24 protein-coding genes are annotated in these 24,239 nt (G+C 51.4%); 7 read left to right on the plus strand and 17 right to left on the minus strand.

Annotated elements, in window-relative coordinates:
* The first annotated feature begins 95 nt into the window (after positions 1 to 95).
* From C7433_RS22600 to C7433_RS22615, 4 genes are read left to right on the plus strand one after another with little or no spacing between them, the layout of a single operon-like run.
* The gene (locus C7433_RS22600) at positions 96 to 491 is read left to right on the plus strand and encodes a lytic transglycosylase domain-containing protein (RefSeq protein WP_233255826.1); all 396 of its coding nucleotides are present in this window, start codon (positions 96 to 98) and stop codon (positions 489 to 491) included.
* Positions 491 to 1,792, plus strand: coding sequence for a conjugal transfer protein TrbA (locus C7433_RS22605; protein WP_233255827.1), 1,302 nt, complete (start codon positions 491 to 493; stop codon positions 1,790 to 1,792). The genes C7433_RS22600 and C7433_RS22605 overlap by 1 nt, the downstream gene beginning before the upstream one ends.
* A 10-nt stretch (positions 1,793 to 1,802) precedes the next feature.
* A complete protein-coding gene (locus tag C7433_RS22610; RefSeq protein ID WP_110269001.1) occupies positions 1,803 to 2,765 on the plus strand; it encodes a DsbC family protein in 963 nt (320 codons plus the stop codon).
* A 12-nt stretch (positions 2,766 to 2,777) separates the two neighbouring features.
* On the plus strand, positions 2,778 to 4,865 hold the full coding sequence (locus C7433_RS22615; RefSeq protein ID WP_110269002.1) for a conjugal transfer protein TrbC: 2,088 nt from the start codon (positions 2,778 to 2,780) through the stop codon (positions 4,863 to 4,865).
* A 942-nt stretch (positions 4,866 to 5,807) separates the two neighbouring features.
* Here the strand turns inward: C7433_RS22615 and repA are convergent.
* From repA to C7433_RS22685, 15 genes are all read right to left on the minus strand, one after another.
* Positions 5,808 to 6,866 (minus strand): plasmid replication initiator RepA, encoded by a 1,059-nt coding sequence (gene repA / locus C7433_RS22620; RefSeq protein ID WP_233255828.1) that lies wholly within the window; start codon positions 6,864 to 6,866, stop codon positions 5,808 to 5,810.
* Positions 6,863 to 6,913, minus strand: coding sequence for an IncL/M-type plasmid replication leader peptide RepB (repB, locus tag C7433_RS24170; protein ID WP_369896887.1), 51 nt, complete (start codon positions 6,911 to 6,913; stop codon positions 6,863 to 6,865). The genes repA and repB overlap by 4 nt, the downstream gene beginning before the upstream one ends.
* 252 nt (positions 6,914 to 7,165) lie before the next feature.
* Positions 7,166 to 7,396, minus strand: coding sequence for an IncL/M type plasmid replication protein RepC (gene repC, locus C7433_RS22625; RefSeq protein ID WP_110269004.1), 231 nt, complete (start codon positions 7,394 to 7,396; stop codon positions 7,166 to 7,168).
* Positions 7,397 to 7,473: 77 nt separating this feature from the next.
* A complete protein-coding gene (locus C7433_RS22630; protein ID WP_110269005.1) occupies positions 7,474 to 8,124 on the minus strand; it encodes a hypothetical protein in 651 nt (216 codons plus the stop codon).
* Between the two features lies 1 nt (position 8,125).
* On the minus strand, positions 8,126 to 10,321 hold the full coding sequence (locus C7433_RS22635) for a DotA/TraY family protein (protein ID WP_110269006.1): 2,196 nt from the start codon (positions 10,319 to 10,321) through the stop codon (positions 8,126 to 8,128).
* Positions 10,314 to 10,964: a TraX-like protein gene (locus C7433_RS22640; RefSeq protein ID WP_110269007.1), complete on the minus strand. Its 651-nt coding sequence runs from the start codon at positions 10,962 to 10,964 to the stop codon at positions 10,314 to 10,316. The genes C7433_RS22635 and C7433_RS22640 overlap by 8 nt, the downstream gene beginning before the upstream one ends.
* A complete protein-coding gene (gene traW, locus C7433_RS22645; protein ID WP_110269008.1) occupies positions 10,961 to 12,169 on the minus strand; it encodes a conjugal transfer protein TraW in 1,209 nt (402 codons plus the stop codon). Before traW ends, C7433_RS22640 begins: the two co-directional genes overlap by 4 nt.
* A complete protein-coding gene (locus tag C7433_RS22650) occupies positions 12,169 to 15,216 on the minus strand; it encodes a conjugal transfer protein (protein WP_110269009.1) in 3,048 nt (1,015 codons plus the stop codon). The genes traW and C7433_RS22650 overlap by 1 nt, the downstream gene beginning before the upstream one ends.
* Positions 15,213 to 15,707, minus strand: a complete 495-nt coding sequence (locus C7433_RS22655; protein WP_233255829.1) for a hypothetical protein — start codon at positions 15,705 to 15,707, stop codon at positions 15,213 to 15,215. Before C7433_RS22655 ends, C7433_RS22650 begins: the two co-directional genes overlap by 4 nt.
* Before the next feature lie 49 nt (positions 15,708 to 15,756).
* Complete coding sequence (locus tag C7433_RS22660) at positions 15,757 to 16,146, minus strand: DUF6750 family protein (protein WP_110269011.1); 390 nt, start codon at positions 16,144 to 16,146, stop codon at positions 15,757 to 15,759.
* 11 nt (positions 16,147 to 16,157) lie between these two features.
* On the minus strand, positions 16,158 to 16,688 hold the full coding sequence (gene traQ, locus C7433_RS22665; RefSeq protein WP_110269012.1) for a conjugal transfer protein TraQ: 531 nt from the start codon (positions 16,686 to 16,688) through the stop codon (positions 16,158 to 16,160).
* A 23-nt stretch (positions 16,689 to 16,711) separates the two neighbouring features.
* Positions 16,712 to 17,416 (minus strand): conjugal transfer protein TraP, encoded by a 705-nt coding sequence (traP, locus tag C7433_RS22670; protein ID WP_158281350.1) that lies wholly within the window; start codon positions 17,414 to 17,416, stop codon positions 16,712 to 16,714.
* Between the two features lie 11 nt (positions 17,417 to 17,427).
* On the minus strand, positions 17,428 to 18,780 hold the full coding sequence (traO, locus tag C7433_RS22675) for a conjugal transfer protein TraO (RefSeq protein WP_110269013.1): 1,353 nt from the start codon (positions 18,778 to 18,780) through the stop codon (positions 17,428 to 17,430).
* A gap of 10 nt (positions 18,781 to 18,790) precedes the next feature.
* Positions 18,791 to 19,969, minus strand: coding sequence for a DotH/IcmK family type IV secretion protein (locus tag C7433_RS22680; RefSeq protein WP_110269014.1), 1,179 nt, complete (start codon positions 19,967 to 19,969; stop codon positions 18,791 to 18,793).
* A gap of 8 nt (positions 19,970 to 19,977) precedes the next feature.
* Complete coding sequence (locus C7433_RS22685; RefSeq protein WP_233255830.1) at positions 19,978 to 20,691, minus strand: DotI/IcmL family type IV secretion protein; 714 nt, start codon at positions 20,689 to 20,691, stop codon at positions 19,978 to 19,980.
* A 67-nt stretch (positions 20,692 to 20,758) separates the two neighbouring features.
* On the opposite strand from C7433_RS22685, the gene C7433_RS22690 reads away from it, so the two are divergent.
* Together C7433_RS22690 and C7433_RS22695 are read left to right on the plus strand one after the other, a co-directional pair.
* The gene (locus C7433_RS22690; protein ID WP_110269016.1) at positions 20,759 to 21,169 is read left to right on the plus strand and encodes an H-NS family nucleoid-associated regulatory protein; all 411 of its coding nucleotides are present in this window, start codon (positions 20,759 to 20,761) and stop codon (positions 21,167 to 21,169) included.
* 28 nt (positions 21,170 to 21,197) lie between these two features.
* On the plus strand, positions 21,198 to 21,353 hold the full coding sequence (locus C7433_RS22695; protein ID WP_233255831.1) for an Hha/YmoA family nucleoid-associated regulatory protein: 156 nt from the start codon (positions 21,198 to 21,200) through the stop codon (positions 21,351 to 21,353).
* Here C7433_RS22695 and C7433_RS22700 read toward each other — a convergent pair whose 3' ends face one another.
* Both C7433_RS22700 and C7433_RS22705 read right to left on the minus strand, forming a co-directional pair.
* Complete coding sequence (locus C7433_RS22700) at positions 21,354 to 21,866, minus strand: hypothetical protein (protein ID WP_233255832.1); 513 nt, start codon at positions 21,864 to 21,866, stop codon at positions 21,354 to 21,356.
* Positions 21,832 to 23,976, minus strand: a complete 2,145-nt coding sequence (locus C7433_RS22705) for an LPD7 domain-containing protein (protein WP_233255833.1) — start codon at positions 23,974 to 23,976, stop codon at positions 21,832 to 21,834. Before C7433_RS22705 ends, C7433_RS22700 begins: the two co-directional genes overlap by 35 nt.
* A gap of 11 nt (positions 23,977 to 23,987) precedes the next feature.
* On the opposite strand from C7433_RS22705, the gene C7433_RS23680 reads away from it, so the two are divergent.
* On the plus strand, positions 23,988 to 24,239 hold a 252-nt coding region (locus tag C7433_RS23680; protein ID WP_158281351.1), incomplete at its 3' end, for a hypothetical protein.

Consider the following 24,239-nt stretch of genomic DNA (forward strand, 5'->3'; position numbering starts at 1 on the left):
TGTAAATTCACTTACAGAGAAAACGAATTAATTTAAAAAACTCTCCTTTTGATGGTATATTTTTCAAACGAAAATTAAATCAATAGGAGAGTGTTATGGTTGACGTACCGCCCTCAATCCCGCTTCCTACCTGCATGATAGAAGCAGCCAATCTCTACCACATTCCACTCCGCGGATTCCTTGCTCTATGGCTTACGGAAGGCGGAAAACCCGGAATGAAAAATAAAAACAAAAATGGCACCTATGACTACGGCGCTTTTCAGGTCAATACCATCTGGGCTGACAAACTGCTTGCTGATTTTGGCGTTAAAGCTGAGCAGCTGCAGAACGACTTCTGCGCCTCTGCTTATGCCAGCGCCTATATCCTCAAATACAACATCATTCTCGAACGCGGCGATTTCTGGCAGGGTGTCGGCCGTTACCACTCCAATACGCCAGCGCGCAAGGCCTGGTATATCGGTCAGGTCTATCAAAATTCACTGAGGTTCTGATGCAAAATCAGCAGCAAAACAAAGGGGGCGGGGATGACGGTCTGATGATCGCCGGGGGCGTGCTTATCATGCTCACGGTGCTGTGGCTGGGTTTCCGCGATTATGTGGTGTACGGCGTATGCTACCTGCTTTACTGGCTCTACAGCGTCTTACCCGATGCCATCACGCCCGGCAATGCCGGTGAACGCCGCGACATGCTTCAGTCTGCCGCCCGGTACAATCATCAGGTTTCATTGTGGGATTTTATCGGTGTAGTGAATGACACGGCCAGCGTCCTTTTCCCCCTGTTCATTTTAATCATTGGCCTGTTTGTCTGGCTTATCTCGCGTAACCCTTACTACCGCCTCACCCGTAAGCTGACCATCCGCAATCTGCCGTGGGTCATGGTGAAAAACTACCCCGGCATTGCGCATATCCTGGCCCGGTTTGGACATTTCGATCAGCTGCTGCTGAACGAAGATCCTGAAGAGGCCCGCAGTGCGCGTTCGCCAGTGGAATTCGCGGAGCAGCACAGCCTGGTCGATAAAGCCCGCCGCCGGCTGCGAAAAAAAGCCGCTCATAAAGTCTTTCTGGCACAGGTGAACCTTGTGCCGGACGGTGCCGCGCTTTCACTGGCGCCGTGGGAAAAGGCGCTGGCCGCCTCATTCGTTCACCTGCGCTTTATGGGTGACCGCCCCACGGCCAAAGCCATACTCGACGACCTTAACCGCTCCTGCCTGCGCACCAAAGACGGCTTCCCGGATTACGGCCTGGCCGAAACATTCTGGACCACGGCAAGCGCGTGTGAAGACTTCCGCGCCTTTGCCGCCGGACACCGCAGCTCACGAACACTGCTTCACGCCCTGTTTGATGATGACCTGCAGCTGCCCTCCGCACACTTCCGCTGGCTGAAGGGCGTCGATCGCACGCTGTGGTACGCGCTTTCCAGCGTCGGCCGCGGCAAATACTTCATTGAGGGTGCCGGCGTTATTGCCTGGAGTCAGTGTGAGACGTATCGCCGGACACTGACAGAGGACAGGGTTGTGATGTTCCCGCCCACAGTGCGTGCGGCTGTACTCGGCCTTGAGCTCGACCTGCTGCATTTCCGTCTTGTTGACCGCCGCGAACCCGCGATCCCCGCAGCTGAACTCCCGGAAGACGTTATTCCCCCGTTTGCTTTTGAATCTGAAGAAGATGCTGACGGGCCCGCCGGCTTGCCGCCAGCGGACGCTGCTGAGCCTGAACGCCCGCGCCTGACCGACGATGAATCAGAGCCGGCCAGACCGTCATCTGCCCCCCGAATTGATCACCTGGAACTTTAAGCGAGGAACCATGAAACTTACCGTAAAAACCGACCGGAACACGCTATTTCTCTCTTCTGACGGAAGCTATCAGGAACATGCGCTGCACACTTTCCCCCTGTCAGCCTGCCATTTTGGCCTTGAGCAGGATCACACCAGTGGCCATACGCTGACGTACCGCGGGCTGAACGGCGAAGCAGCCCCGCTGTTCCGTTTTGAAAATGAATATCAGGCCATTGAAGCCCTTACCGGCATCCGCAAAAAGCTCCGGCAGCAGCGCGGGCTGAACAGCGTGCGCAGTCTGGCCACGTTTGTGTTCTGGCCGGTTGCCGCACTGGCATTCATCGTGTCAGTGAACGGTGCGATCATGAACATGAACAGGACTGCTCAGCAGCTGCCGGCAGACATGTATATCCCGGTTCCCGGCCAGCAGGCGGCACCTCAGCAGCAGGCACCTGCATCCCCGCAGCCACAGGTTCAGAAGCAGCCCGAAGCCCCTAAAAATCTGGCAGCTAATGATATTCTCGCGCTGAAGGATGCTGTCACTGATGGCCGCTTTACCATCTCCCTTTCCGCCGGACATAAACACACGCTTTACGTGTTCTCCGACCCGATGTGCCCGCACTGCCGCGATCTGGAGCCCCGCCTGCAGGAGCTGAGCAAGCGCTATAACGTTGAAGTCTTCCCCGTGTCCGCTTTTGGCGGATTACGTTCTGTTGTGCGTACCTCGATGGTTCTCGATACGGCTAAAAAAGACCGGGTTAAGCGCTGGCAGGATGTTATCAGCATGGGTATGACCACAATGGACCCGAAATTTGACGATCCCAAAGCGGTACCCGATACAACCGGTGCGCGCTTGTCTGAGGCGAATGACATGGCTTATAACAAGTTCGGTTTCATTGGCACGCCGTCAATCGTTGCCGACACAGGGGATGTGCTGCCCGTGGCCGTCGTTTTAGACGACGCCCAGCTGCAGCAGACGCTTGGTGAATAACCCGGAGACGTCATGCAACAGGAATCTGTAGACAGTAAAAAAGTCGTCCGCGGCGCCGGCTCCTTTATGGAGTGGTTCCTTACCCCCAACGTTCAGTTTGGCCTGCTGGCCATTCTGACGGTGCTGGGGCTGCTTATCCCCTTCACCATGCTGCTGAGCATTCTGTTCCTGCCGCCGCTCATGGTGACGTTTTCAGACCGTAAGTTCCGGCCGCCGCTGCGGATGCCTAAAGACTCTGAGATGTTTGATGACACCCTGACGACAGAATCACAGGAAGAATTCCGTCTGGGGCCGATACGCCTGCCGTATAAGGTCAGGAACCGCAACAAAGCGAAGGGGATCTTTTATGTCGGCTACGAACGTGGCCGGCTTTTCGGCCGCGAGCTGTGGCTCAATATGACCGACCTCCTGCGCCACATGATGTTTTTTGGTACCACGGGCTCGGGTAAAACAGAAACCTTCTACGGCTTTGTCGTTAACTTTCTGCTGTGGTGCCGGGGCTACTGTCTTTCTGACGGTAAGGCTGATAACAAGCTGGCGTTCGCCACCTGGTCGCTTGCCCGCCGGTTTGGTCGCGAGGATGATTACTACGTCCTGAACCTGCTTACCGGCAGCATCGATCGGTTCGTGAACCTGGTGAAGCAGGAAACTCAGCCCGCGCAGTCAAACTCTGTAAACCTCTTCAGCGTGGCGCCGCCCACGTTCATCATCCAGCTGATGGAGTCCATGCTGCCGCAGGTCGGCGGTGATTCTGCACAGTGGCAGGACACGGCTAAAGCCATGATGAATGCCCTGATCAACGCGCTGTGCTACAAGCGCGCGCGCGGCGAGCTGCTGTTATCGCAGCGCACGATCCAGAAAAACATGTCGCTGCCGGCAATGGCGGCGCTGTACGTCGAAGCGAAGAAGAACGGCTGGCACAGTGAGGGTTATGCGGCACTGGAAACCTACCTGGAAAACCTGCCAGGCTTCCAGCTGGACAATGCGGAATATCCGGATACCTGGGAGGCCCGTGCCTATGAACAGCATAACTACATGAGCCGTCAGTTCCTGAAAACGCTGTCGCTGTTTAATGAAACTTATGGCCACGTCTTCCCGGAAGACAGCGGCGATATCCGTATGGATGATATTTTCCATAACGACCGCATCCTGATAGTCATGATCCCGTCACTGGAACTGTCACGCGGCGAAGCATCAACGCTTGGCCGCCTGTACGTGACGCTGCAGCGTATGACGATCAGTAAAGACCTCGGTTACCAGCTGGAAGGTAAACAGGAGGAAGTTATGCTGACTCATTCACTGAAAAACACGGCACCTTACGGCATGATTTATGACGAGCTGGGCCAGTATTTTACCAGCGGTATGGATACGCTGGCCGCACAGAAACGCTCACTGGAGAAAATGGGGGTCTATTCTTCGCAGGACCATCCTTCACTGGCCCGCGGCGCGAACGGTGAAGTGGACTCACTCATTGCCAACACGCGCGTGAAGTATTTTGAGTCGATTGAGGACCGCAAAACCTTCGAAATCCTGCGCGAAGCCGTGGGACAAGATTATTACTCAGAGCTGTCCGGGCAGGAGGCTGAGCAGGGCACGTTCTCTAAAAGCATCCGGGAAGGCGATAAATACCAGATCCGCGAAAAGGATCGCGTCAACATCCGCGAGCTGCGTAAGCAGACCGAAGGACAGGGCGTAATTTCGTTTCAGGACGCCCTGGTACGAAGCGCCGCGTTTTACATCCCCGATAATGAAAAGTTCTCCAGCACGCTGCCCATGCGCATTAACCGGTTCGTTGAGGTTCTGCCTCCCACGCCGGCAACGCTCTACAGCATTTATCCGGAACGTCGCGATGACGAGCTGGCAGAAAGCAATCCGGATGAAATGCACTTCCCGCCGGTTAAGTTATTTGGCTACGACAAGTCAGCCAACAGCCTGCTGGAACAAATCGAGGTATTTTACGAGCTGCAGTATGGCGCCATCGGGCCGGAAATGATGTCGGTATGCCTGTTTGAGCTGTTTGCTGACTGGCTTGAGGATAAAGACACAGACGATGTGCTCTACCATCAGCAGGAAGACTTTTTCCCGATGATCGAGATGTAACCCTGAGCGCCAAAACAAAAAAACCCGATCTCACCAGTCGGGTTTTTTTTACCCCCTCCTGCTGAAATCACGTTAACTCAAATAAGCGCCTGAAACGCTCCCAGTGGCCTTCACTGCAAAAGAGCAACATTCCCCTGTCTTCACCCTGTTTAACGCGGCTGAGAGCGGCTGATGTGGATAACTGCGGCTAAATCACATCTCTTTTCCCTGTAAATTTTAAAATCTGTCAGCCGGCACGGAGGTGATTGCCTGCAAGGCACTGCAGTGGCCTGCAGACGATATTTCCGTGCCAGGCCTCCTGCAGCAGCGCCCGTGTATCATTATCCCCCTGCTACTGCGAGCGGGCGGTGTGACGCCTGTGGCGCACCGGGCGCGTGTGCAGTAGCGTTGTTGGACGGGTTGCGTTGCGCAGCCCGGACGACTTACGGGGATGTACTTAGTTACATCATCCTCACCTGTTTTTTTCTGCCGTGCCACAGGCACGGCGGGGAAAAACACGGCGAGGGCAAAAGATTAACCGGCATCGAAATAAGCACTGAGGGTTTTTGCCCGGCGAGTCTGCCGGGTGCTACCTTTAAGGGAGCCCGCGACCGCTGCTGTCCGTCGTGCCGCGTCAGCGGCGCTGAAAGGACAGACATTCCCCGTTATTCACAGAAAATCCCGCCTGAATAAACTATTAACTCTTTTATGAATTAGATCTTTTTAAAGAAGTTAAGAGTATTTTGCGGCTTGCTGATTTGATGATTGCCCGTATGTTCGTTTTCTTGTTTGCGGGTAATTGTGTAAAAGGTGCCGGCATGGCCATCTTATCCACCGGACATTCATTTTCGGGAAAAATGGCCGCTGGCCAGAAGGAAAACGTGCGCGTTTTTTGGTCGGGTGCGGCCGGCTGGCCAGCACGAAAACCGCCGGCGGCGGTTGAAGATTTACGGGGGAAGGAAATCAGTGGTAGTCGGGTGGCCCGGCTTCCCTCTCCAGTCCTAAATCGAGCTGGTAGAGGTGGCTGTACACCCGCTGCGCGAACTCACGGGGCGACAGCGCGTGCAGTTCGTCTCTGGGCAGGGTCCGCATCAGGTGATCGGACATGGCATACACGCGGTCATCAAACGGCTGCTCGGCCAGTTTCTTCAGCTTTTTCTCGCGCTTACCCTTCAGAGCCGCTTCCCGCCGGCGCACCAGGGTGGCATGTCGCATTCTCTCATACCAGCGCTTGCGGGCGGTTCTGACAGAGATTTCTTCGGCGTGGCCATCCTCGTCGCGGGTGATCCAGCCTTCTGCCTCAGCCATCACATACTCGGCCTGCTCAGCATAGAGCTTATCGAGATCGACGCCGATCATTTCCCACAGGCGCGCGGTCAGCACAACGTGCTTGGGGAACCACTTGCGGTTGAACGGGTCCCAGGTGACGCCTTCAGGCAATGCCAGGAGGCCGAATTCCATCATGTGCTCCAGCAGCCGGCTCACGCGCGTTACGGTCACTTTATTAATGACGTTGCCTTTGTCGTCCTTGTCGCTGAGCTGCCAGGCCATCTTACTGAGATTGATGGTATCGATATGGGTTGCTTTATCCACGGTGCTGACCATCAGCACAACGATTGCATCAAGCAGGTTTTCCCGTTCCGGCCGGAAATCGCGCTGGCGCCCGACCTCCTCACGCAGCTGCACAAAGTAAGGGTGACGTGAAATGCGTATACGCAGGCTCAGTTCACCGGTTTTGCGATCGCGCTTTACCAGACGGTTGTAACCGTGGCCGATTTCGCCAGGCAGCTTTTTGAAGTTATCCGGACGGAACCAGCGCGGATTCGGGCACTGGCAGGCTGTTGAATGGGTTCCCCGGCGCCGGCGAGTCTTGCGCGCAGGTGCAGAACCATCGCGTAAAGTCAGCGATTCCTGGGGATCAGGTGAGGTGTGATTTTTAAGCCAGTTGATGAAAGACGGTGTAAGTCCTTCAAATGACTCAATATCTGAAAATTCTAAGGAGTGTTTGTTTTTCTGATTCACCAGCCCCTGCACATATTGGCCGGGCTGTATTGCAATAGAGTACCCATTTGCTATAATCCTTTCTGCCAGCAGGCAGTTTCGACCCCCTGATTTCACCTCCCCTACCGGCCAAAGTTTGAGGGGTGAATCAGGGGGTTTTTACTTTGTGGCTCCAGCCACTTCCCCAAGCGGTACATCTCCGGGCCGCTCTCCCCGTACTTAATTCAGTAATAACCCCGTAAGGTTATGTAAACGGCGCTTAACATATCATGTGGTTTTTTACAGATCAATGCGCGCTGTTTAATGGTTACAGAGTAACTTCAGTCTCCTGAATCGTCAAACTTAATTCCGTCATGATAGCTCTTTATAAGGAATTCAAGGACTTCGGCTTGAGTCAGCTTCTTGATTTTTGTGATCTCAACGAGCATTTTTTTTGCATCCTTGGTCAGATAAAGGTTCAGCTGGTCGTGTGTTTCCCGGATACGGTTGCGATAATCCTGCTGCTTCTCCAGGTTACTCTTCAGTTCCTGCCGCTCAGCTACTCTGCTCACACATCCCCCCACATCTCACAACTATAACTATTTGAGTATACATAAAAAACCGCCAAATTTGGCGGTTTTGGACCATCTTAGTAAGTTCTTGGAAGCATCCATCCCTTATCAAGCATAGCTTTACGCCAGCCCATATACTTCTCACCCCTGTACTTTTGATGCTGCTCATACATTCGGGTCACCATTTCAAGCTGACGGTATGCAGCTCCTGCATTAATTAACACAAGCTCGATAGTAGGAATGTTGCGGTTGCGAAGGTTCATGGTCAGCTTTCCTTCGTTGTACTCCCATGACTCTATGGTTTCCGCTTCGAAGTAGGTGCGCTTGTTCCTTACGGCTCCCTGGGCATAGAGTGCTGCGATGCCAATAACCCCAGAATCTATGTCTATGCCCATATATACCTGCTGTGCCGGCATGATTTGTTCCTCTCTCGATGAAGGATTAAAGCATCCCTCTTCTTTCATCCCTGCAACAACGCCTTTGAGTCTTTTGCTCTTAATTTTCTTAGCCACATAAGTAAGCAAGACCAAATCCATCAGTAACGGGGCCACGAACCAGATGACAGGCAGGCTGCCTCCCAAGCAACGTAACCCGGCGTATATTGTTAACGGCAAGCTGACGACTAACACGACCATACTGGCAGCAACGGTTACTCTTGAAAGGTAGTAACCAGCGCCTTTCGCTCTGATGGAATTGTTGTCACTAATGGCATGTACATAGCTTTTCATGTTATCCCCCTGCTATACCGTCTTTGGTTTTATCTACCGCATTCGTAGGGTTGAAATTTTTCGGTCCGCCTGGGACCTTTCCTGTCGTTTTAGCACCGCGGCCGAAGGCTGCAAACAGGTCGTGAACGTGGTTCTGCATATCACCCAGAATAGAATCGTTCTGTTTGTTACCAATCCAGCTGATCACATAGTTAGGCATTCTGGCTGGTAACGCAAAAACCCTTGCAACCATACCTGTGCAGATTCGGGCGTATACAAAAAGGATGCCTATCATTGACCACAGGCCGGTAGTTGAATCAGCCTGAACATTTTCCATTGCTGTCGCAAAGATGTAGTTAAGTGCTGTACCGAGTGCAACAACCGCTAGCGATGCGAAAATGAAGCCCATCACCATCAGTAACGGTCGAATCATTACATCGATTAAAAAGATGTAACCATAGGTAGACCTGTCTTCATTGCTCTGGCCGATATTGATATGCGTAGCGGCCCAGAGAGAAGATGCGACGATTCCTGTCATAAGCGTAACCAGCCAGTCGGCCATTGCCACAAACCAGAATATGAAAGGAACAAACGGCAACCAGATGGATAGTGTTAATCCAATGCAAAAAAGTGCCACTAAGATCATATAAATCATAGGGGCTACTGTTTTAATTATCCCTTTGATTATGTCTTTGCCACCTGAGAAGAAGTTAAGTGCGCTTGCTCCCAGCCCGGCCGCATTGTTTCCCTCTGCAACAGCCATGGCCACATTCACGGCACCCCATGCTGCAAGCCCGCTCTCGGCCGTAAACATGGTGTAATCCCCAATGGCTTTCATTTTAAGCAGGGGGTTAGTTACGTCACTATAGCCATCGCCGGACCCATAATTTCGTGTTGCTAACCAGGCTGTTACGTTGAAGTTAAAGATTTTAGTAATCAATGAACCTGCATCACCTGTTTTGGCTGCTTCTTCAATCCCTTTGTTATCTATGTTTTGCGCTAAGGCGTTATCCGCGGTTCCCAATGGTGGGGTGTAGGTACTGTTTTTTAGCTGAGAATGATAAGCCTGGAACAGGCCTTTATAATAATCAGTGGAACCTACATCCCCGTCACCACTCATCCCCGAAATTACCGGCTTCAGGTTTGCAACGTCTTTTAGCTCAGTGTTAGCCGTAGCCAGCGTATGGTAGTAGATACCAAGATATAGCCAGCCTTTGTCTTTAATGTCTGTCTCCATCTTCTGAAGCATGTCATTGCTTCCTGCCGCGTTATCAGCTGCCTGCTGAACCTTTTGCTGATAATCTCTGGCAGCAGTTTGAATTGCTGTTTCAACGTCTGGCAGTTCGCCATCACCTGCACGCAATCTTGACATATACGCTGAATTAAATTGCTCAGCCGTACTCTTCATTTTGCTCCAGAGCGTATCAGTTGCCTGCTGCTGCGTTGTATATACTGCATCAGCGTATCCGCTTGAGAATACAGAAGACCAGCCCGTAGGTTTTTGAGGCAATTTTACTGTGCCGCAGACTGCAGAACCATTATCGACGGAGATAGAGTAACTTGAAGATCCGGTATTATATTTCATGAGGCTATCAGCCTCATAATGCTGTCCGGATGCTTCCATCTGGGCCAATCCCTGATTAACTCCAAGTGCGCAAAGGTTCATTTCAAACATACCCTTAGCAACTGAGGCCATCTCGGGCATGACGGGCGTTATATAAACAGCCTTCCCACTTGCAAGTTCTGAAGCTGTTTTATCAGCAATGACGTTAGCAGAGCCAACACCGATAATAGAGCCGCACCACAGGAACAAAAGCTGAGCTACGGACCATCCGACGACTGTCGGCACCAGCATAAGCCAGCCGAATGTAGTCTTAACAATTTTGAAAGCATTATTGCTATCACCTTCGACAAACTGCCCTAACTGACCTGCCTGATGGAACTTTTTAAGCGTAATAATCCCCATGTAGACGAGAGCCAGAATGGCAATGACTTCATTGACAGTAAAAAAAACATTATTAAGCAGTCCATCACCGGATGGACTAAATGGGTTGTTTACAACTTCACCGAAGACCGTATGCAGCATCTGCCGTGACAAATCACCGGTACGTTTAGCTGCTTCGGATATGCTCTCAATATCGAGATCGGCAGAATAGGCAGGCGAGGCGGCAGTCAAAGCAGCCATGAACGTGATCAGTGCTGTTTTGTATTTACTCATACTCCCCCCTTAACTGACCCGCCTGTTCGAAGTTAAAAGTGTTTTTTACTCCGCTGTCACTCAAGAAAAATCGCAACGTTCCTCTTTCAGCTTCAGAGTGAATTTGATTCCGTAATTGCCAGCCTAAAAATTCGTAAGTTAATGCTTTGATGAACGAGAAGATGCCTACAGAAAACATCATTCCTAATGTCAGGGTGACCTTAAGGAAAACCATGCTGTATTCAGCATTAACAAGCATTTTCACGCAGCCTGCCACCATGAAAAGGCTCATTAACAAAGCAATAAAGAAACAAGATAACCAGTATTTTTTGTACTTACCTGCTTTGATAATGTTTTCATCAATACTTAACTTGCTGTTTTTTATTACTTCGTCGAAGTTCTTATTTGACGCTGCCCCGTCAGCTGGCGCTTCCAGATTTTTAATTTGTTCCTTAACAAAAGAAGCCCGCTGAAATAGCAGGCCGAATGTTTGTTTGACGGACGCAATGATAAAGTAGATATCACTGACACCGGTCAGGTAATAGATCGTTCGCTTCGCCCTCCCCTGCGGCAGGTCGTTAACGCCAGTGATCGCATCAACACTCTTTTTCAGCTTCCCTGGCTGATGCTTATCTTTTTCCCCTGTAATTTTTTCATCCGTCATTTTTTCGATACCCCCGCGTTCACACTATCCAGCTGGGTTGCCAGCATGGGTTTGTATGTCTGGTATGCGTCGTTGGCAAGCAGCTGCCCGATCAGGACATTCTGCTTTTCGAGCTGCTGTTTCGTTTTAAGCACAAGCCAGTTGTTCAGATTGGCGATGTTGATTTGCTCGCGCATCAGATCTTCAGTGTTTTTGTTTGTCAGCGTTGCCTGATAGGCAGGATTACTGTAACGCCGGCCAACCTCAAACTCTTCGAACTCCCTGGCTGACATACGATTCAGGCGCTTAGCCTCTGTGCTGGCCGTTGCCTGGAAGTAAGATTCAACTTCAGGCACTTTTCGTGCGTCTGCCAGCGCTGAATCCGTTGCAGGGTTCGGTTTAGAGTTGGCTATCATTTCCATCTGCGGCTGCGCTGCTGCGTCTGTCAGAGCCTGGTACTGCTGAATCATGCCCAGATAGATACGCCCGCTGGGGCCTTTTACCTCTCCACGGCTCAGCTGCTTGCCGGCGCTGCGCAGCGCCGTATTTTTCATATAACGCAGTGCTGCATCTGTCTGGTCATCCGAGAAAGTTAAATCGGGTGCTTTCCCTTCTTTACCGGCGCCATAAAGAACCGAACTCAGGGAAGTATCACCGCGGGGCATGTCTGAAACGGACGGACAGAAAGAGGTTCCACCGAAAGCCGCATAGTCAGAGCTGTCGCAGTACTGGCTGTGAACGTCAGCAGACGTTGAGGCATCAACATCTACCGCACGCGCTGGCACTTCAAAGATTGCCTTCACATCCTTAGCTGAGCTGGCGCTGCCCAGCGTTCTCTGGCCACCGGCAGCTGCTGACGAAACAGAGGATGCACCACCACCCAAAGCCTGAGAGCAGATATCGTCCGGCACACGGTATTTGTCCTGCGCCTGCAGAAGGCGATCGTTACGCTTCTGCTCTACGTCAAACTGCCGGTTAGTTTCCGCGACCTGCTGCATGAGCGCGGCCTGCCGGTCGCCCTGCTGGCTGATGGCTGTACCGATGTTGATAAGTGTGGCCTGTATGTTACCCAGCAGACCGTTTGCCGTGCTCAGCGCTGGCATTACCTGAGTTGAAATTGGAATGCTGCTGTTGACGTTAACGGTAAAGGCATACGCCGTCTGAACGCTGATAGCGAGAATTGAGACAGCCAGTATCGGCCTTTTTGTTTTTCCGAAGTATTTCATCAAATCCCCCTTCTCACTTCAGAAATGAGTTGCTTACCGAGTTTCGTAGCCATTGTCTGTGATTCTTCTTCAGACTCGCTGTCTCCACCCTGATTCATAACCATTTCATCAATGATACTTGATGCACTTCCCATTGGGAATTTGTTTGCAAGAACCTCCCTTGCTTTTTTAGTTCCCAATTCCTCGTACAGTGTCGTTCTGAGTGACCGGTCTTTTGCAGAGGAGTTAAGCGCCCAGAGCATTTTAGGACCTAAAGTATTTTTCAGTATATGGCAAATAAGCCCGCGTTTTGTTTTGAAAATACCGAGAAATGCCGTGCCGCTTCCGTCCGGGTAAACACCCTGCGGAAGCTGTCGGAACCGGCGAAGAATCTCTGGCGGCACTGTGATTTCAAGTTTTTTAAGATGCTCTTCGTCACCTTCACTCAGGCGCATCATAAAAAGACTGTTCATGGTTTTCAGGACGCTCGTCGGCATATGGCTCAGGAACTGCGACGAGAAGGCGGTACGAACGTTAAACTTACGGTCTTCAAGGTCAGCCGTGTTCAGGGCATTCTGCACGAACTCGATGCCATCGAAGTTATGACACTCGTCGTAGAACGTATGTTTGACTTCCTCTGAGAGCTCACTGATGCGAGCCCGGTGGTAAGCCCTGTACTGCTCCGGCAATGCCGGCAGGAAAGTGTCAGCAGACTGCGGAAGATAATAGTTTCTGACGGCCATCTGACGTGCAAACAGATACATAATGCCGGATTTAAGCCGGCCGGCAGGTGTTGTTCTGTCTCCCAGAACGTTTTGCATGTCCAGAATCGCAATGCGCGTTTCCGGGCTGAAATCATAAACCGTGATGCCGGAGAAAATAGCATAGTCTGCAGCTGCAGCTTTGAAGCAGCGTGATATGAAAGCCACAACCGATTCTCTGCCATCAACCGTTACGTCGTTGTATTGAGTTGCAAACGTTTTCTCGGTCAGTAAGGCTATGAAGTCGTGTATGGTTGGCACCGCGTAGCGCTGCGCAACGGTCGCGGCGTGGAATTGTTTTCTGGCAAACAGCTTATCGACAACTTCCCACCAGGTAGCTTTATCAAACCACTCTTCGCCCAGCTCCTGTTCAAGGCCGGTTTCCCTTAATGCTTCATTCACTAAAGGATCGTTTCGTTTGAATGGTTTTGCATGGGTATGTGCCAGCGATTTATAAACGCTGTTCACAAGCCTGGAAATAATCTGGTCAACGGCCATTGCGTTAGGTGGCTGACCCGTGGCCGGATCAATACAGAATGCGTTAAGCATCTGCTTCAGGAATACGGCTTCAAACTGCGTCAGGAAACGGGAACCCAGCTGAGTATCACAGATATTTATACAGTGGTGCTCATCGTTGTTAAGCGTAATGCTGGCAACAAGATGACGCTTATCTGCCGGCAGCTCGTCATAGATCAGATCAGCGATACCCTTAGCACTAAAACCTTTATCAATGATGGTCAGATAAGGAAGTTTTTTGTCGGCCCTGAACAGGGCACTGAGATTGAGACGGTTGGCCAGAACGCTCTTACCTGAACCAGGTACGCCCGTGATCACATCCGTGAACTTCTCCTGCAGTGGGCTGGCAATCTGATAGGGGAACAGCTTGCCGTCGAGCGTGATGAAGTTGATATTACCGCTTCCGTGCCACGGACTCGCCGGACGCTCAAACGGAAGCATTCTCAGACCTTCACTCAGCGGTGGATAATGCAGTGCTCCGGGCGTTGCCGTAGTCAGGCCAGGCACTGACGCAATTAGCGCGCTGGCAGGGTTGCCATAGGTCCGTGAAACACCGCAGACACCCCAGCCCTCGATTGATTTTGTCAGCGAGGCGAGATTACGTTTGGCTTCATCTTTAGTATCCCCCCAGGTGGCAAAGTTGATGGCCATAATAGCAGCCGGATCGGTTTCGCTCTGGGCCTGAACATAGTCCATGTCCCGCGCAATATTACCGAGTGAGGGAAGGAATCTCAGGAAGGACATGATGAACGATGGCCAGAACAGCGCCTTTTTGCCGCCGCCCATAAAATCGTACTTTACCCGGTACGGAATTTTGCGGTTGATGGCGTTAAATAACTGCTTAAATTTAACAGGGTGAAGAGGCGGTAATTCAAGCGAGATTGAGCCGTAATACTTACCATCGCAGTAAACAAGCCCGCCGTCTTCTTCAAGCTCACCTTCCATCAGCTGAATGTTCAGACGCGGCGGAAGCAGACAATCAATGTTGTCCTTTCTGCCCGAGCCATAAGCCCTGAGATTACGGTCGAAGGGTGTTCGCGGGTACCAGTTTTCGGATGTGGAATTACGGAACATCAGCTGACGCATCATGGCGCCGGCCTTTTTGACGTCCAGGACGTCTACCAGAAGCCCCATGCCGGTTTCATCATCACCCTGCAGCATACTGATAAGACGCCACAGCATCGCATCGTGAGTGATTTTAAGGCCTTCCAGTTGAAATTCGACAGGGTTCTGACTGAAGCGGGTACGTGGGATGTCCTTCAGTGCAGCCGCAGCTTTTGCCTGCTCGTTTTTCATTTCATCTTTTGAGATCATCCCTTTAGCCGTGTAGAGCACGATATATGCACGTTCACGGCTGTAATGCGCCGCGATCTTCCTGGCGTCATCGGCAATCAGATCTTTAATATCAAGCTGCAGGCGCTCTGCTGCCGAAATCTGGGACTTGTAAACGTTATTGAGCTCTTCCTGATTCTTGGTAAAGTCGCGCTCGAAAACAACAGACAGCTTATGGCCGCTTTCGATGAAAGAGTTTGAAAGCGAGCTCGACAGGTGAGAGATAAAGTTATTAAAAGACCGCTCGTCAAATGCTGACTTGGAGCCCTGGACTTCAATGACTGACAGGAAATCGTTGTTTTTAGTGATCAGGATGTACGGTGAATGAATTTCCGGATGTTCCAGGCGGTCCTGTGTGGTCAGGCCGTGAACGGTGGTCAGATCACAGTATTTCAGCGAGTCGTTAGAAGTAAGGTGGCGCGAGACACCTTCAATCATATCCTCAATCAGTGAAATCATTTTAAACCCCTCTTACCCTTGTAAATTTTATTCCAGTCACCGACGTCTGGCAGGCTGTCCGCATCGGCTACAGAACGCATAAATTCTTCGTCAAAATTCATGGGGATCAGCTGATGATGTCGTTTTATCAGATGCAGCAGATCATAACCGTCGTCGCTCTCAGTTTCGTTGAGTACAACGTCAGACGTGCTGGCCAGAATTTTTCTCATCTGCTGCGCTTTTTCCCGGTACTCTTCGTTTCCGGACATTTCGGCACTGGCGATCGCCCTGAAAAGCAGGCTGTAGAGCTTTCTGTTTGTTTTACGTTTCAGAAGCAGACCAGTTTGGGTTTCCAGCTTCATTTTTTCCGGATGCTCAACTGACAGGCATACAGAGCAAAGTGTTCTCTCTTTCTGCCCTTTCTCCGTCAGCAAGAAAACGTCTTTGCTCTTTATTCCGCATCCATTGCACCGGGCCGGTGATTCGCATTCTTTAAGATTGAACTCTTTCATAGAGGGTACTCCGGTATTGGCCCCGGATTCCGGGGCCATGAGGGGGGTATTACAGGGTTGAGTCAACGCCGACGGTTGAGCCGACGGAAGAGATCCATGCAGTCAGACCAATCAGGCAGGCGCCCACAAACATTGACCAGAAGATGTAACTGCCTTTGATGTCTGCTCCGCGTTTGTTTTTCATCCACAGAGCAACCAGACCACCAATGAAGCACACAACACCCACCACTTTTGCACCGGTAATCAGCCCTGGCTGGGTACTGGCCATACCTTCAGTGAAGGTATTGATCTTTTCCCAGATTGTCGTTTCTGCTGAAGCCTCTTTGCTCAGTAATGCAAGCGGCATAATGACCATTGATTTCACAGCTGCACCACGCAGCTGATCGACCGCAACAGAGGCTGATAACACTTTATCTTTGATGCGCTTTACCATGTTCATAACGTTTCCTTTTACCAATGGAGATTTAGGGTGCTCTGAAGTGAGTCGAGCGTTTGTGTATCGAATATCAGGAAGAGTCCACAGAGGCATTTCACAAGTGAAGCGCCCCGCTGACCGGATGCAGAGAGCTCTGTATGTCCTTCAAGAAAGGAGTCCTTCAACCCCTTTATGCCTTTGTAAAAGAAGTAGGCTCCCAGAACTCTCACTATCCCTAGCACGGCATTCACAGCTGAGGCACCCATGCCAAATGTCGATTCGCTCGCATAGCTGACGGGGCCAAAGCTGACGTCGCCGAATCCTAACGTTGCACCACCTGTGTTCATCTGTGCCTCAAGTGAGATCAGGCATACCGAAAAGATGATGCCGGCAAAAATCTTGCCGGCTTCAACACCTTTCGTTGAATGTCTGGCCTTGTTTCTGAGGCTTATCAGGTATGCAATGACACCTATAATTCCGGCGATGGCAGCAATGCCAATGATGAGCCTTGTTAAAGGCTGCTGCCCGCCGTTTGCTACCTGAATTAGTACCGATTCTAAATCCATAACGTTGCCTTTTCAGAGCCGGATTAACGTATTAATCCTTTACTCGTAGTTACGATTCTGTTTTCAGTATCAATACCGGTTACGGTGACACCACCAAGCTGACTACCGACCTTAACCGCATAGGTCTGGTTATTGTATTTTACCCAAGCCAGATCGCCAGATAAATCATTAATTGAAAAACCTTTAAGTAGCGGCAATGCCTGCGAATACTGACCAGAATTATTTGTATCAGATCCAGAAATAGAATCGCCATTTCCGGCTAATCTCATTTTCAGTCTCTGTACTTCTGTGCTTAGGTTTTTGATTTGCTCGTTAGCACTTTGAAGCTGGCTGGAAAGGACCATCATTCCGTTCTTGGATGTCGATTCAATAGAATCCATTTTCTCTTTCTGCTGCAGCAGGATGCCGGAGATTTGTTCTCGGAAATCACCGTCATACTGATTGCTGTTATCGGTCTGTGCTGCCGGCCGCGGCCCTGAACTCTGGATCTGGCCTCCACCTTTCGCCGGCGCTGTATCGCTGCTGCTTCCGCCAAACAGCCAGATAACAAGGATCACGACTACCACGACAATCCCGGCTATCCACGCATAATCGCCAATGGCCATCGGCTTTTTATTCGCTTTCGCCGCCGGCTTCACAGTCGCTTTTGGTTTTTCAGTGCTCACCACTTTTTCCTGTTCCGGCTGCGGCGTGGCTACTGTGTTCTGATCATCATCAAAAAGGCTCATCGGTTATCTCCTTAACGGTAATACGGGTTGCTGGCGCCATACCCGTAGCCGGGATAGCCTGGGTAATTCTGCGTGGGATAGTTCGGTGCCTGTGGCGGCATCTGTTGTGCCGGCGCACTGGTCAGGGTGGGCGTTGCCTGTTGCTCTGCCTGCTGTGTTTTTTCGTTAGCTTTATCGAAATTCTCACCACAGTCGCTTTCATATACCGGCGCAACGAACTGAATGCCGATAAGCTGATTACGGTCAACGGTGACCTGCTTGATTGGCAGTCGGGCAGCATCATCGGCCATTACACGGCCAGCCTGCTCACCCATACCACCGATAATGGTGCCGGCTACCGCTTTCCCGTCTGGTGTTCCGGTAGAACGGATGGCGTTGCCGCCGTCGGTGATAATCATTTGCGAATTGCTGTCAGCATAAAGCTGTCCGGTACGGCCCAGACCATTAGCAAAGGCCGGAAGGATGATTCGGCTGAACCAGCGGTTGTTAACGTTGGTTGAAACCGCTGCACGTAACGAGTCAGAGGCAACGCCATAGGCATCAACCTTGCACTGTACGCCGTGAAGTTCCATGCCAGTAAAGTGAATGCGGATACCGTCGCCGGCGAGCCTGTTCTGTCCCGAATAGAATTTAGCGCCGGCCTGTTCGCCTGTCGGTACGTGAGCAATGGCAATACTGTTCTGGTCATCACTGTCCATTGCGGTATCCAGCACAGCAGGGATCAGCGTGTAGGCGGAAACCAGACGGGCTCCTTTGTCTTTCACCTTATCCTTTTCACCCTGTTTATTTCCTGCATCTTCTTTCGGAGCCTGCGGATAGACTGATGACGTCCAGCCGCTGAAGGCACCACCGTTTTTATCATTGCCTTCGCCGCCCAAAGCTGTAGCCAGTGCAACTCCCGTGGTCACCGGTTTTTTGCCGTCATCGATTTTCTTCAAAAGCTCGGCAACGGCTTTAGCCTGGCGCTCACGCTCTTTCGCTGCAGCATCATTTTCCTGCTGGTTGTTTTTCGTGCTGGCTTTGCCGTTCTCCCAGGAATACTGAGGTGCTGGCTGTTTGGTAGCTGTATTGACCGTGACAGGGTTACTGGCGGATAGCGTCGAGATAAAGCTGTCTCCTGTCATGGCAGCTTTATCCGACTTATCCACGTTCCACTCCGTCAGGAGTTTGTTGTACTGCGGGTCGTTTCGCTTATCCTGCCCCGTTCCGCCTTCCAGCCCCTGCGCTTTCACCTGCGACTCACCGGTGGCGCCTTTGTCAGATGAACCAAAAATCCAGTAGCCGGCCATCAGGGCAACAATTGCCGCCGCTCCGCCGACATAGAACATCATCTTCCTGGTTTCTTTGCCTTTTTCAGTAGCCATTGTGCTCCCCTTAATTCAGCTCGACTTCTACATCACGCGCCTGACCGTTAACTGAAAAGGTCAATACGGGTGTCGCAGGAAGTACATAAACGTGAGTGCCGTCGATTGCTGACAGCGTTTTCTCAAACTCATCCTGCAGCTGCATGGCGCTTCTGACGTAGAGTTCGTCACCGATCTGCCAGACCTTTGTACTGCCCGGAGCATTGGTAAGTTTCAGACGCTGTGCATCTTCAGGCGGGATGCCGTCCAGGAAACTCTGCAGCTGTTTGTCATACAGCGAAATTTTCTTTTCAGGCGTGGCCGTGTAAACCGGCGTATCCGGGCTACGCATCGGAATACGAAGGTCAAGACGGTAGTCAACATCAACCGTTCTGTTTTTCACGGATGGCTCTGCACCCTTGACGTTGATGATCACCGGTGTAGCCAGGCCTTTCAGCATCACTGTGACGTTACCGCTGGCATACGGATTTGATGGCTGGATGGTAAAAACAGCTGAGCCAGGAATGTAACCGACGCAGAGTTCACCTCCGGGAACATTACAGGGGCTTGAATTATAAGGTGCAGCGCCAAGTACCCACGGATGGCCGGTCGAATCCGAGAACGTCACTGTGGTGGCCTGATTGGGAAATACGCGGACCTGTGGAATGGATGCACCTGCAGACAGCGAAACAGTCTGACTGGAAATCCGCGGAATGGCCGTCAGCGGAGAGGTTTTAGCTGCGGCACTCATATCCTCCATCGCACTCCTTGCCGATCTGACCTGTCCTGGCGTCAACGGCTGTATCTGCTGCACAACGGGTGGCGGCAGTTCCTCCAGCGTTTGCGGGTTAACGTGCGTTACCTGCTGTTGAGGCTGTGATGGTTGCTGCTGCTGTGGTGCCGCAGGAAGTGCCGTAGTCGGACGTTGTTGCTGCTGTTGCTGCTGAGCCTGTGCCTGCTGCTGAGCCTGTGCCTGCTGCTGTGCCTGCAACTGTGCCTGTTGCTGGGCCTGCTGCTGTCCCGCATCCTGCGCCTGTGGCTGTTGCGCCGGCATCGAGCTGGCCTGCTGCCATTCGGCAATGTCATTTCCGGGCTTTGAAGACGAAGACTGCTGCTGATTACCGTTGCTGTTTGCCGGTTCATCGGCGGCCATAGCAGCGTTTGCTGATAACAGCGTGGCCATAATTACAGTAAGGAGCTTAATTTTCATGATGAACCTCAGTAGTTCCGGGGTTTAAGGATGGCCTGCGCGATTAGGATTCCCCGCGGATCTTCGTCTTCTTTGACGCGGCGGACCTGCACCATCAGATCGTATGGCTGAGGACGGTAGTCCTGCGACTGACCGACGAGCTGAACGGTGACAGGGATTCGGAATTGCCATGCGTAGATTTTGGTTCCCCGGATAACACCTTCGGTGATCAGGGTGCCTGGCGTAGTTGATAATTTGACGTTGAGGCGTTTTTCGCTGATATCTTTCAGGAGTCCGCTGTCAGTAAGGGCCTTACGAAAACTAATGTATCCATCCGGGGTGAAATCACCGCGTGAGGCAGTTAACTGGTTTTCGTAATTCACAAAATTAAGGGACAGCGCTTTCACCATTTTGGTGTTTGCAAAATCCATTACCGCTTCGGCTGAATAGGCCGGTTCTTCAGTTGGATGAACCTCAGTTAACTTCCCGCCATTCGTCGCGATGTAGCGGAATTCTTTTTTGTACAGCAGGTAGCCAAAGGCAATGTTTGCGGGTGTTTGAATCAGGGCAACGATACTGAGGATCAGGATCACCTTTAAGCCATATTTTGATACGATTTCCTGTACCGTTCGGCTACTCTCTTCAGCAAGCGCCGGAGCCAAAGCCAGGCGATCATCAATTTCAGCTGATGCCTGATTTTTATCCTCTGGTTCAGGAATATTTTCACTATTTTGTGTTTTCATAGAGTTTCTCTTTTCAAAAGTTTGTGATAGAAAATCACGCAGATCGTTTATTAACAATGGGGTAGACATGAGCGAGCATAATGATTACGGAACCTGCGCAGTGATAATGTGCGAACGTCGCAAAGCGACGGCCGTTTTGCGAAAGATCCCGCCTGAAAATCTTGAACAACTCATTAACATGTGGTCCGACATCGCTCAAGGAATGATTGAAAATTACAAGGAAGAACAGAAAGCCACTGAGCAAAAACTGGAAGCCACGAAACAGTTTATGGAAAAGCACAATATTTCCTCTGAAGAGGCTATGCAGATTTTTGAAAATCTCTTCGGGCCATCCACAAAAAGCAAGTCCACTTTCGGTAAGGTAAAATACAGAATTGAAGTAGACGGAAAACCCGTTACCTGGACCGGAAAAGGCCGCCGTCCTAATGCCTTTGAAGGGATGAGCAAAGAAGAGCTCAAAAAATATGAAATCAGCTGAAGACTGGCTGCATACTGTCAGGCGGTTCATGAATGAAGACTCGCTTGACACATATGTAGACTCGAAAAGAGACGTGCTGCCCGCCTCTGACTTCATGCGTTTGCTGACCGCGGCGGAACACCGCCGCGTTGAAATCCAAACCGGCAAACTGTTCGATAAAATCCCGAAGGGACTCTTCCGGTAGTTAGAGATGGAATGGGAATGCATCACTGTTTGCATCCTCACCACTTCCACTGGCTGCGGCCGGACTATTTAACTGCACATTACTTGAAGATGCGTTGGGCAGGATACCTGACGTATCTGGCAGCCTTGACGAAATGGTTGACCACGGGTCAAGCGTCGTATTCGCCAGGCTTCCCCATTTCTCATTTATCTTCGATTTAACGGTATTACATACCTGATCTTTGACCTTATCGATAATGTCACCGATGGACGGGAACTGCGGAATTTTCAGCGATACAGACATTGACCCCAGGCATTGCCCGAGGGAATCAGATGTACTGGATTCACTTTTAGCCGCGTTGTTAATTCTCTCCACTTCCTGCTTATAGGCAGCATCAGCGCCGGCTTTAGCCAAATCATATGCAGCACAGGTCTGGGTTGCAGCGAGTGTATTCACGGAAAAAAAGCAAACCCCTGCTGCAAGCAGCAGGGTTTTTGTCTTACGGCCGAGGTGCTGACTTAGCGACTGGTGCATGAGTCTGTTCTCTCCTTTCATCATCTTTTCTTTTTGCAGCATTTGAAGGATGAAAAAGTTGCTTCATTACAGCTTTGTTTTTTACATCATCCGACGCTGGTTGTAAATGCTGAGGCTGTTTTTCATTTGCGATTGTATTTCTATAAACTAGCCCCTTCCCGGCCTGATCAACATGCCCATAACCATGTAAAACAATTCCACTTTGAGCATTCTTATTGATTGCTGAAAGTGTCATATATGTTTTCCATTCTCCATTGTTGTCTTTGCGGGTGTTCACTTTTCCGATGACGCTATGGTACTCACCGGATTCCTTGTCTTTAACGACGCCCTGCATGAATCCTTTGCGGGATTCAAACAGGGCATAGTCTGGCGTCTCTCCTTTTTTATGAGGTGCGACAAGTAAGAGCGCGCCAGCCGTTTTTGATTCCTGGGGAAGTTTGTAGCCTGCCGGTTTTGCCATCTCTTCCGGGGCTGGCTTACCGTTTGGTAAAAACCAGTAGATCTCTTTTTCCGGGACCGGCTCACGGCTGAGGTCAACACCGGTCAGCTGCTGAACCGTGGTACGCATCTTCTGGAAAGTTGCGGCATCATAAGGCACGAGCTCTGAGGGTTTGTATGCCTGCTCATTGCCTGCTGCAGGCTGCGGATATACGGGTTTCACCTCCCATTCGTTACGCTTTGTCTGGATTTTTTCATAACGGATGATTTTATCGTTCTCATCCCGGACCGGGGCATCAACCTCAACGTCAACAAAACCCAGCTTCTTAATCGTGACCAGCCTGTCGTTATCGACACCCGCATCTTTAACTGCCCTTTCCAGGTCTTTGCCCCACAGAACCTTTTCCCCATGTTCATTTTTGAGTTTGACGAAATAGTTCCGGGACTCGTCTTCTTTCCATTCATAGTTTGCCGGCCCGTGATCGATAATCACGCCCTTCTCCCAGCCATCACCGGGTGACTTGTCTTCTGCGCCTGCGCGTCCGGCAGCTTTGCTTTGCTGTTCGGGTTTAACCGAATCGGACTCAGCCCAGCGCATCCCGTCCTGTGGTGCTGTGGAGCTGCCCTGCTGCGAAGAACCCTGCTGAGCATCTTCTTTTTCCCCGTGCTGAGCTTTTGCGTTACTGTCGTCGGCAGGCGCGCTCGCTTTTTTGAGCTCAAGCAGTTTGACTCGTTGCTCCGGGTTAGAAAGTCTGGCATCGATGTTGTATTCACTGATAAGCGAGAGAACACGGTCCTTAAACTCTTCCGTTCCGGTAATTTCGATACCCTTCGGATGCTGTTTGGAGGCTGTCAGAACGGCGGCCAGAATCATCTCTTCACTCTGGCTGGCCTCCGGGCTGGCCATCCGCATGTGGGTGGCATAGTCGTAGAACGCATCTTTGCCATCGAGCATGAATGCGGTATGGTCTTTCTCAGCTCTGTAGGTGAATCGGGCGATCAGCCCCTCCAGATCGATACGCTCTTTTGGTGATTGCGCAGCATCAGCCGACGTGGTCCAGCTTATACCGTTCTGCGCCTCAGCCTCAGCCTCGGCTTTTTTCTTCTTGTCCTCGCCCGCATTTGCAGCCTGCTTGTCGCCTTCCTGAGCTGAAGCATCGTGAGGATCTGAAGCGGGTGATTTCTCTTCTGTCGCAGCGTCAGCTGAAGCTGCACCGGCAGCACCCATCATGGCGGCATAAGCCTCCATATCATCTGCACTGCTGTTGATATCGTCGTCTGCATCTGAATACTGGCCGCTCCATCCCGTATCTTCTGCAGGAGATGCAGTCAGCTTTTTTTCCTCCCGCAATGGCTCAAGCTGCTCGCGCATCAGGGCGGCTATATCTTTCAGATCGTGGCCGTTAAGAAAAGCGACCTGCCGCTCTGCCGTGTCAAGGGGCAGACCTTTGGCAAGCTGAAAAACGTCATCATCATTCTCACTGTCAGTGATGGCGATGAGAACTTCATATGTGCCGTCCTCATAATTTTGTACCAGACCGGCGGTGCCCTGCCGGGCCTCATTTTCCAGTACAGATACGTTCGCTTCTGATATGAATTCGGCGCTGCCGTTAACTGCCTGATCAAGGGCTTCTTTTATGTCTTCACCCTTTGCCCCTGGCTCACTGGCCACCGGCGCAGCGGGTGCAGATTCAGATGCTGCAGGCTCACTGGCCACCGGCGCAGCGGGTGCAGATTCAGCTGCTGCAGGCGCACTGGCCACCGGCGCAGCGGGTGCAGGTTCAGCTGCTGCAGGCGCACTGGCCGCCGGCGCAGCGGGTGCAGGTTCAGCTGCTGCAGACTCACTGGCTACCGGCGCAGCGGGTGCAGGTTCAGCTGCTGCAGACTCACTGGCCACTGGCGCTGTGGGTGCAGGTTCTGCTGCTGCAGTCGCAC

It is taken from the genome of Pantoea sp. PNA 03-3 (genome assembly GCF_003201175.1).
Taxonomy (GTDB): domain Bacteria; phylum Pseudomonadota; class Gammaproteobacteria; order Enterobacterales; family Enterobacteriaceae; genus Pantoea; species Pantoea stewartii.

What these genes read in the sequence shown, in the direction of transcription:
- C7433_RS22600 (WP_233255826.1), top strand. Translation starts at nt 96, where the DNA reads ATGGTTGACGTACCGCCCTCAATCCCGCTTCCTACCTGCATGATAGAA.
- C7433_RS22605 (WP_233255827.1), top strand. Translation starts at nt 491, where the DNA reads ATGCAAAATCAGCAGCAAAACAAAGGGGGCGGGGATGACGGTCTGATG.
- C7433_RS22610 (WP_110269001.1), top strand. Translation starts at nt 1,803, where the DNA reads ATGAAACTTACCGTAAAAACCGACCGGAACACGCTATTTCTCTCTTCT.
- C7433_RS22615 (WP_110269002.1), top strand. Translation starts at nt 2,778, where the DNA reads ATGCAACAGGAATCTGTAGACAGTAAAAAAGTCGTCCGCGGCGCCGGC.
- C7433_RS22630 (WP_110269005.1), bottom strand. Translation starts at nt 8,124, where the DNA reads ATGAAAAGCTATGTACATGCCATTAGTGACAACAATTCCATCAGAGCG.
- C7433_RS22635 (WP_110269006.1), bottom strand. Translation starts at nt 10,321, where the DNA reads ATGAGTAAATACAAAACAGCACTGATCACGTTCATGGCTGCTTTGACT.
- C7433_RS22640 (WP_110269007.1), bottom strand. Translation starts at nt 10,964, where the DNA reads ATGACGGATGAAAAAATTACAGGGGAAAAAGATAAGCATCAGCCAGGG.
- traW (WP_110269008.1), bottom strand. Translation starts at nt 12,169, where the DNA reads ATGAAATACTTCGGAAAAACAAAAAGGCCGATACTGGCTGTCTCAATT.
- C7433_RS22650 (WP_110269009.1), bottom strand. Translation starts at nt 15,216, where the DNA reads ATGATTTCACTGATTGAGGATATGATTGAAGGTGTCTCGCGCCACCTT.
- C7433_RS22655 (WP_233255829.1), bottom strand. Translation starts at nt 15,707, where the DNA reads ATGAAAGAGTTCAATCTTAAAGAATGCGAATCACCGGCCCGGTGCAAT.
- C7433_RS22660 (WP_110269011.1), bottom strand. Translation starts at nt 16,146, where the DNA reads ATGAACATGGTAAAGCGCATCAAAGATAAAGTGTTATCAGCCTCTGTT.
- traQ (WP_110269012.1), bottom strand. Translation starts at nt 16,688, where the DNA reads ATGGATTTAGAATCGGTACTAATTCAGGTAGCAAACGGCGGGCAGCAG.
- traP (WP_158281350.1), bottom strand. Translation starts at nt 17,416, where the DNA reads ATGAGCCTTTTTGATGATGATCAGAACACAGTAGCCACGCCGCAGCCG.
- traO (WP_110269013.1), bottom strand. Translation starts at nt 18,780, where the DNA reads ATGGCTACTGAAAAAGGCAAAGAAACCAGGAAGATGATGTTCTATGTC.
- C7433_RS22680 (WP_110269014.1), bottom strand. Translation starts at nt 19,969, where the DNA reads ATGAAAATTAAGCTCCTTACTGTAATTATGGCCACGCTGTTATCAGCA.
- C7433_RS22685 (WP_233255830.1), bottom strand. Translation starts at nt 20,691, where the DNA reads ATGAAAACACAAAATAGTGAAAATATTCCTGAACCAGAGGATAAAAAT.
- C7433_RS22690 (WP_110269016.1), top strand. Translation starts at nt 20,759, where the DNA reads ATGAGCGAGCATAATGATTACGGAACCTGCGCAGTGATAATGTGCGAA.
- C7433_RS22695 (WP_233255831.1), top strand. Translation starts at nt 21,198, where the DNA reads ATGAATGAAGACTCGCTTGACACATATGTAGACTCGAAAAGAGACGTG.
- C7433_RS22700 (WP_233255832.1), bottom strand. Translation starts at nt 21,866, where the DNA reads ATGCACCAGTCGCTAAGTCAGCACCTCGGCCGTAAGACAAAAACCCTG.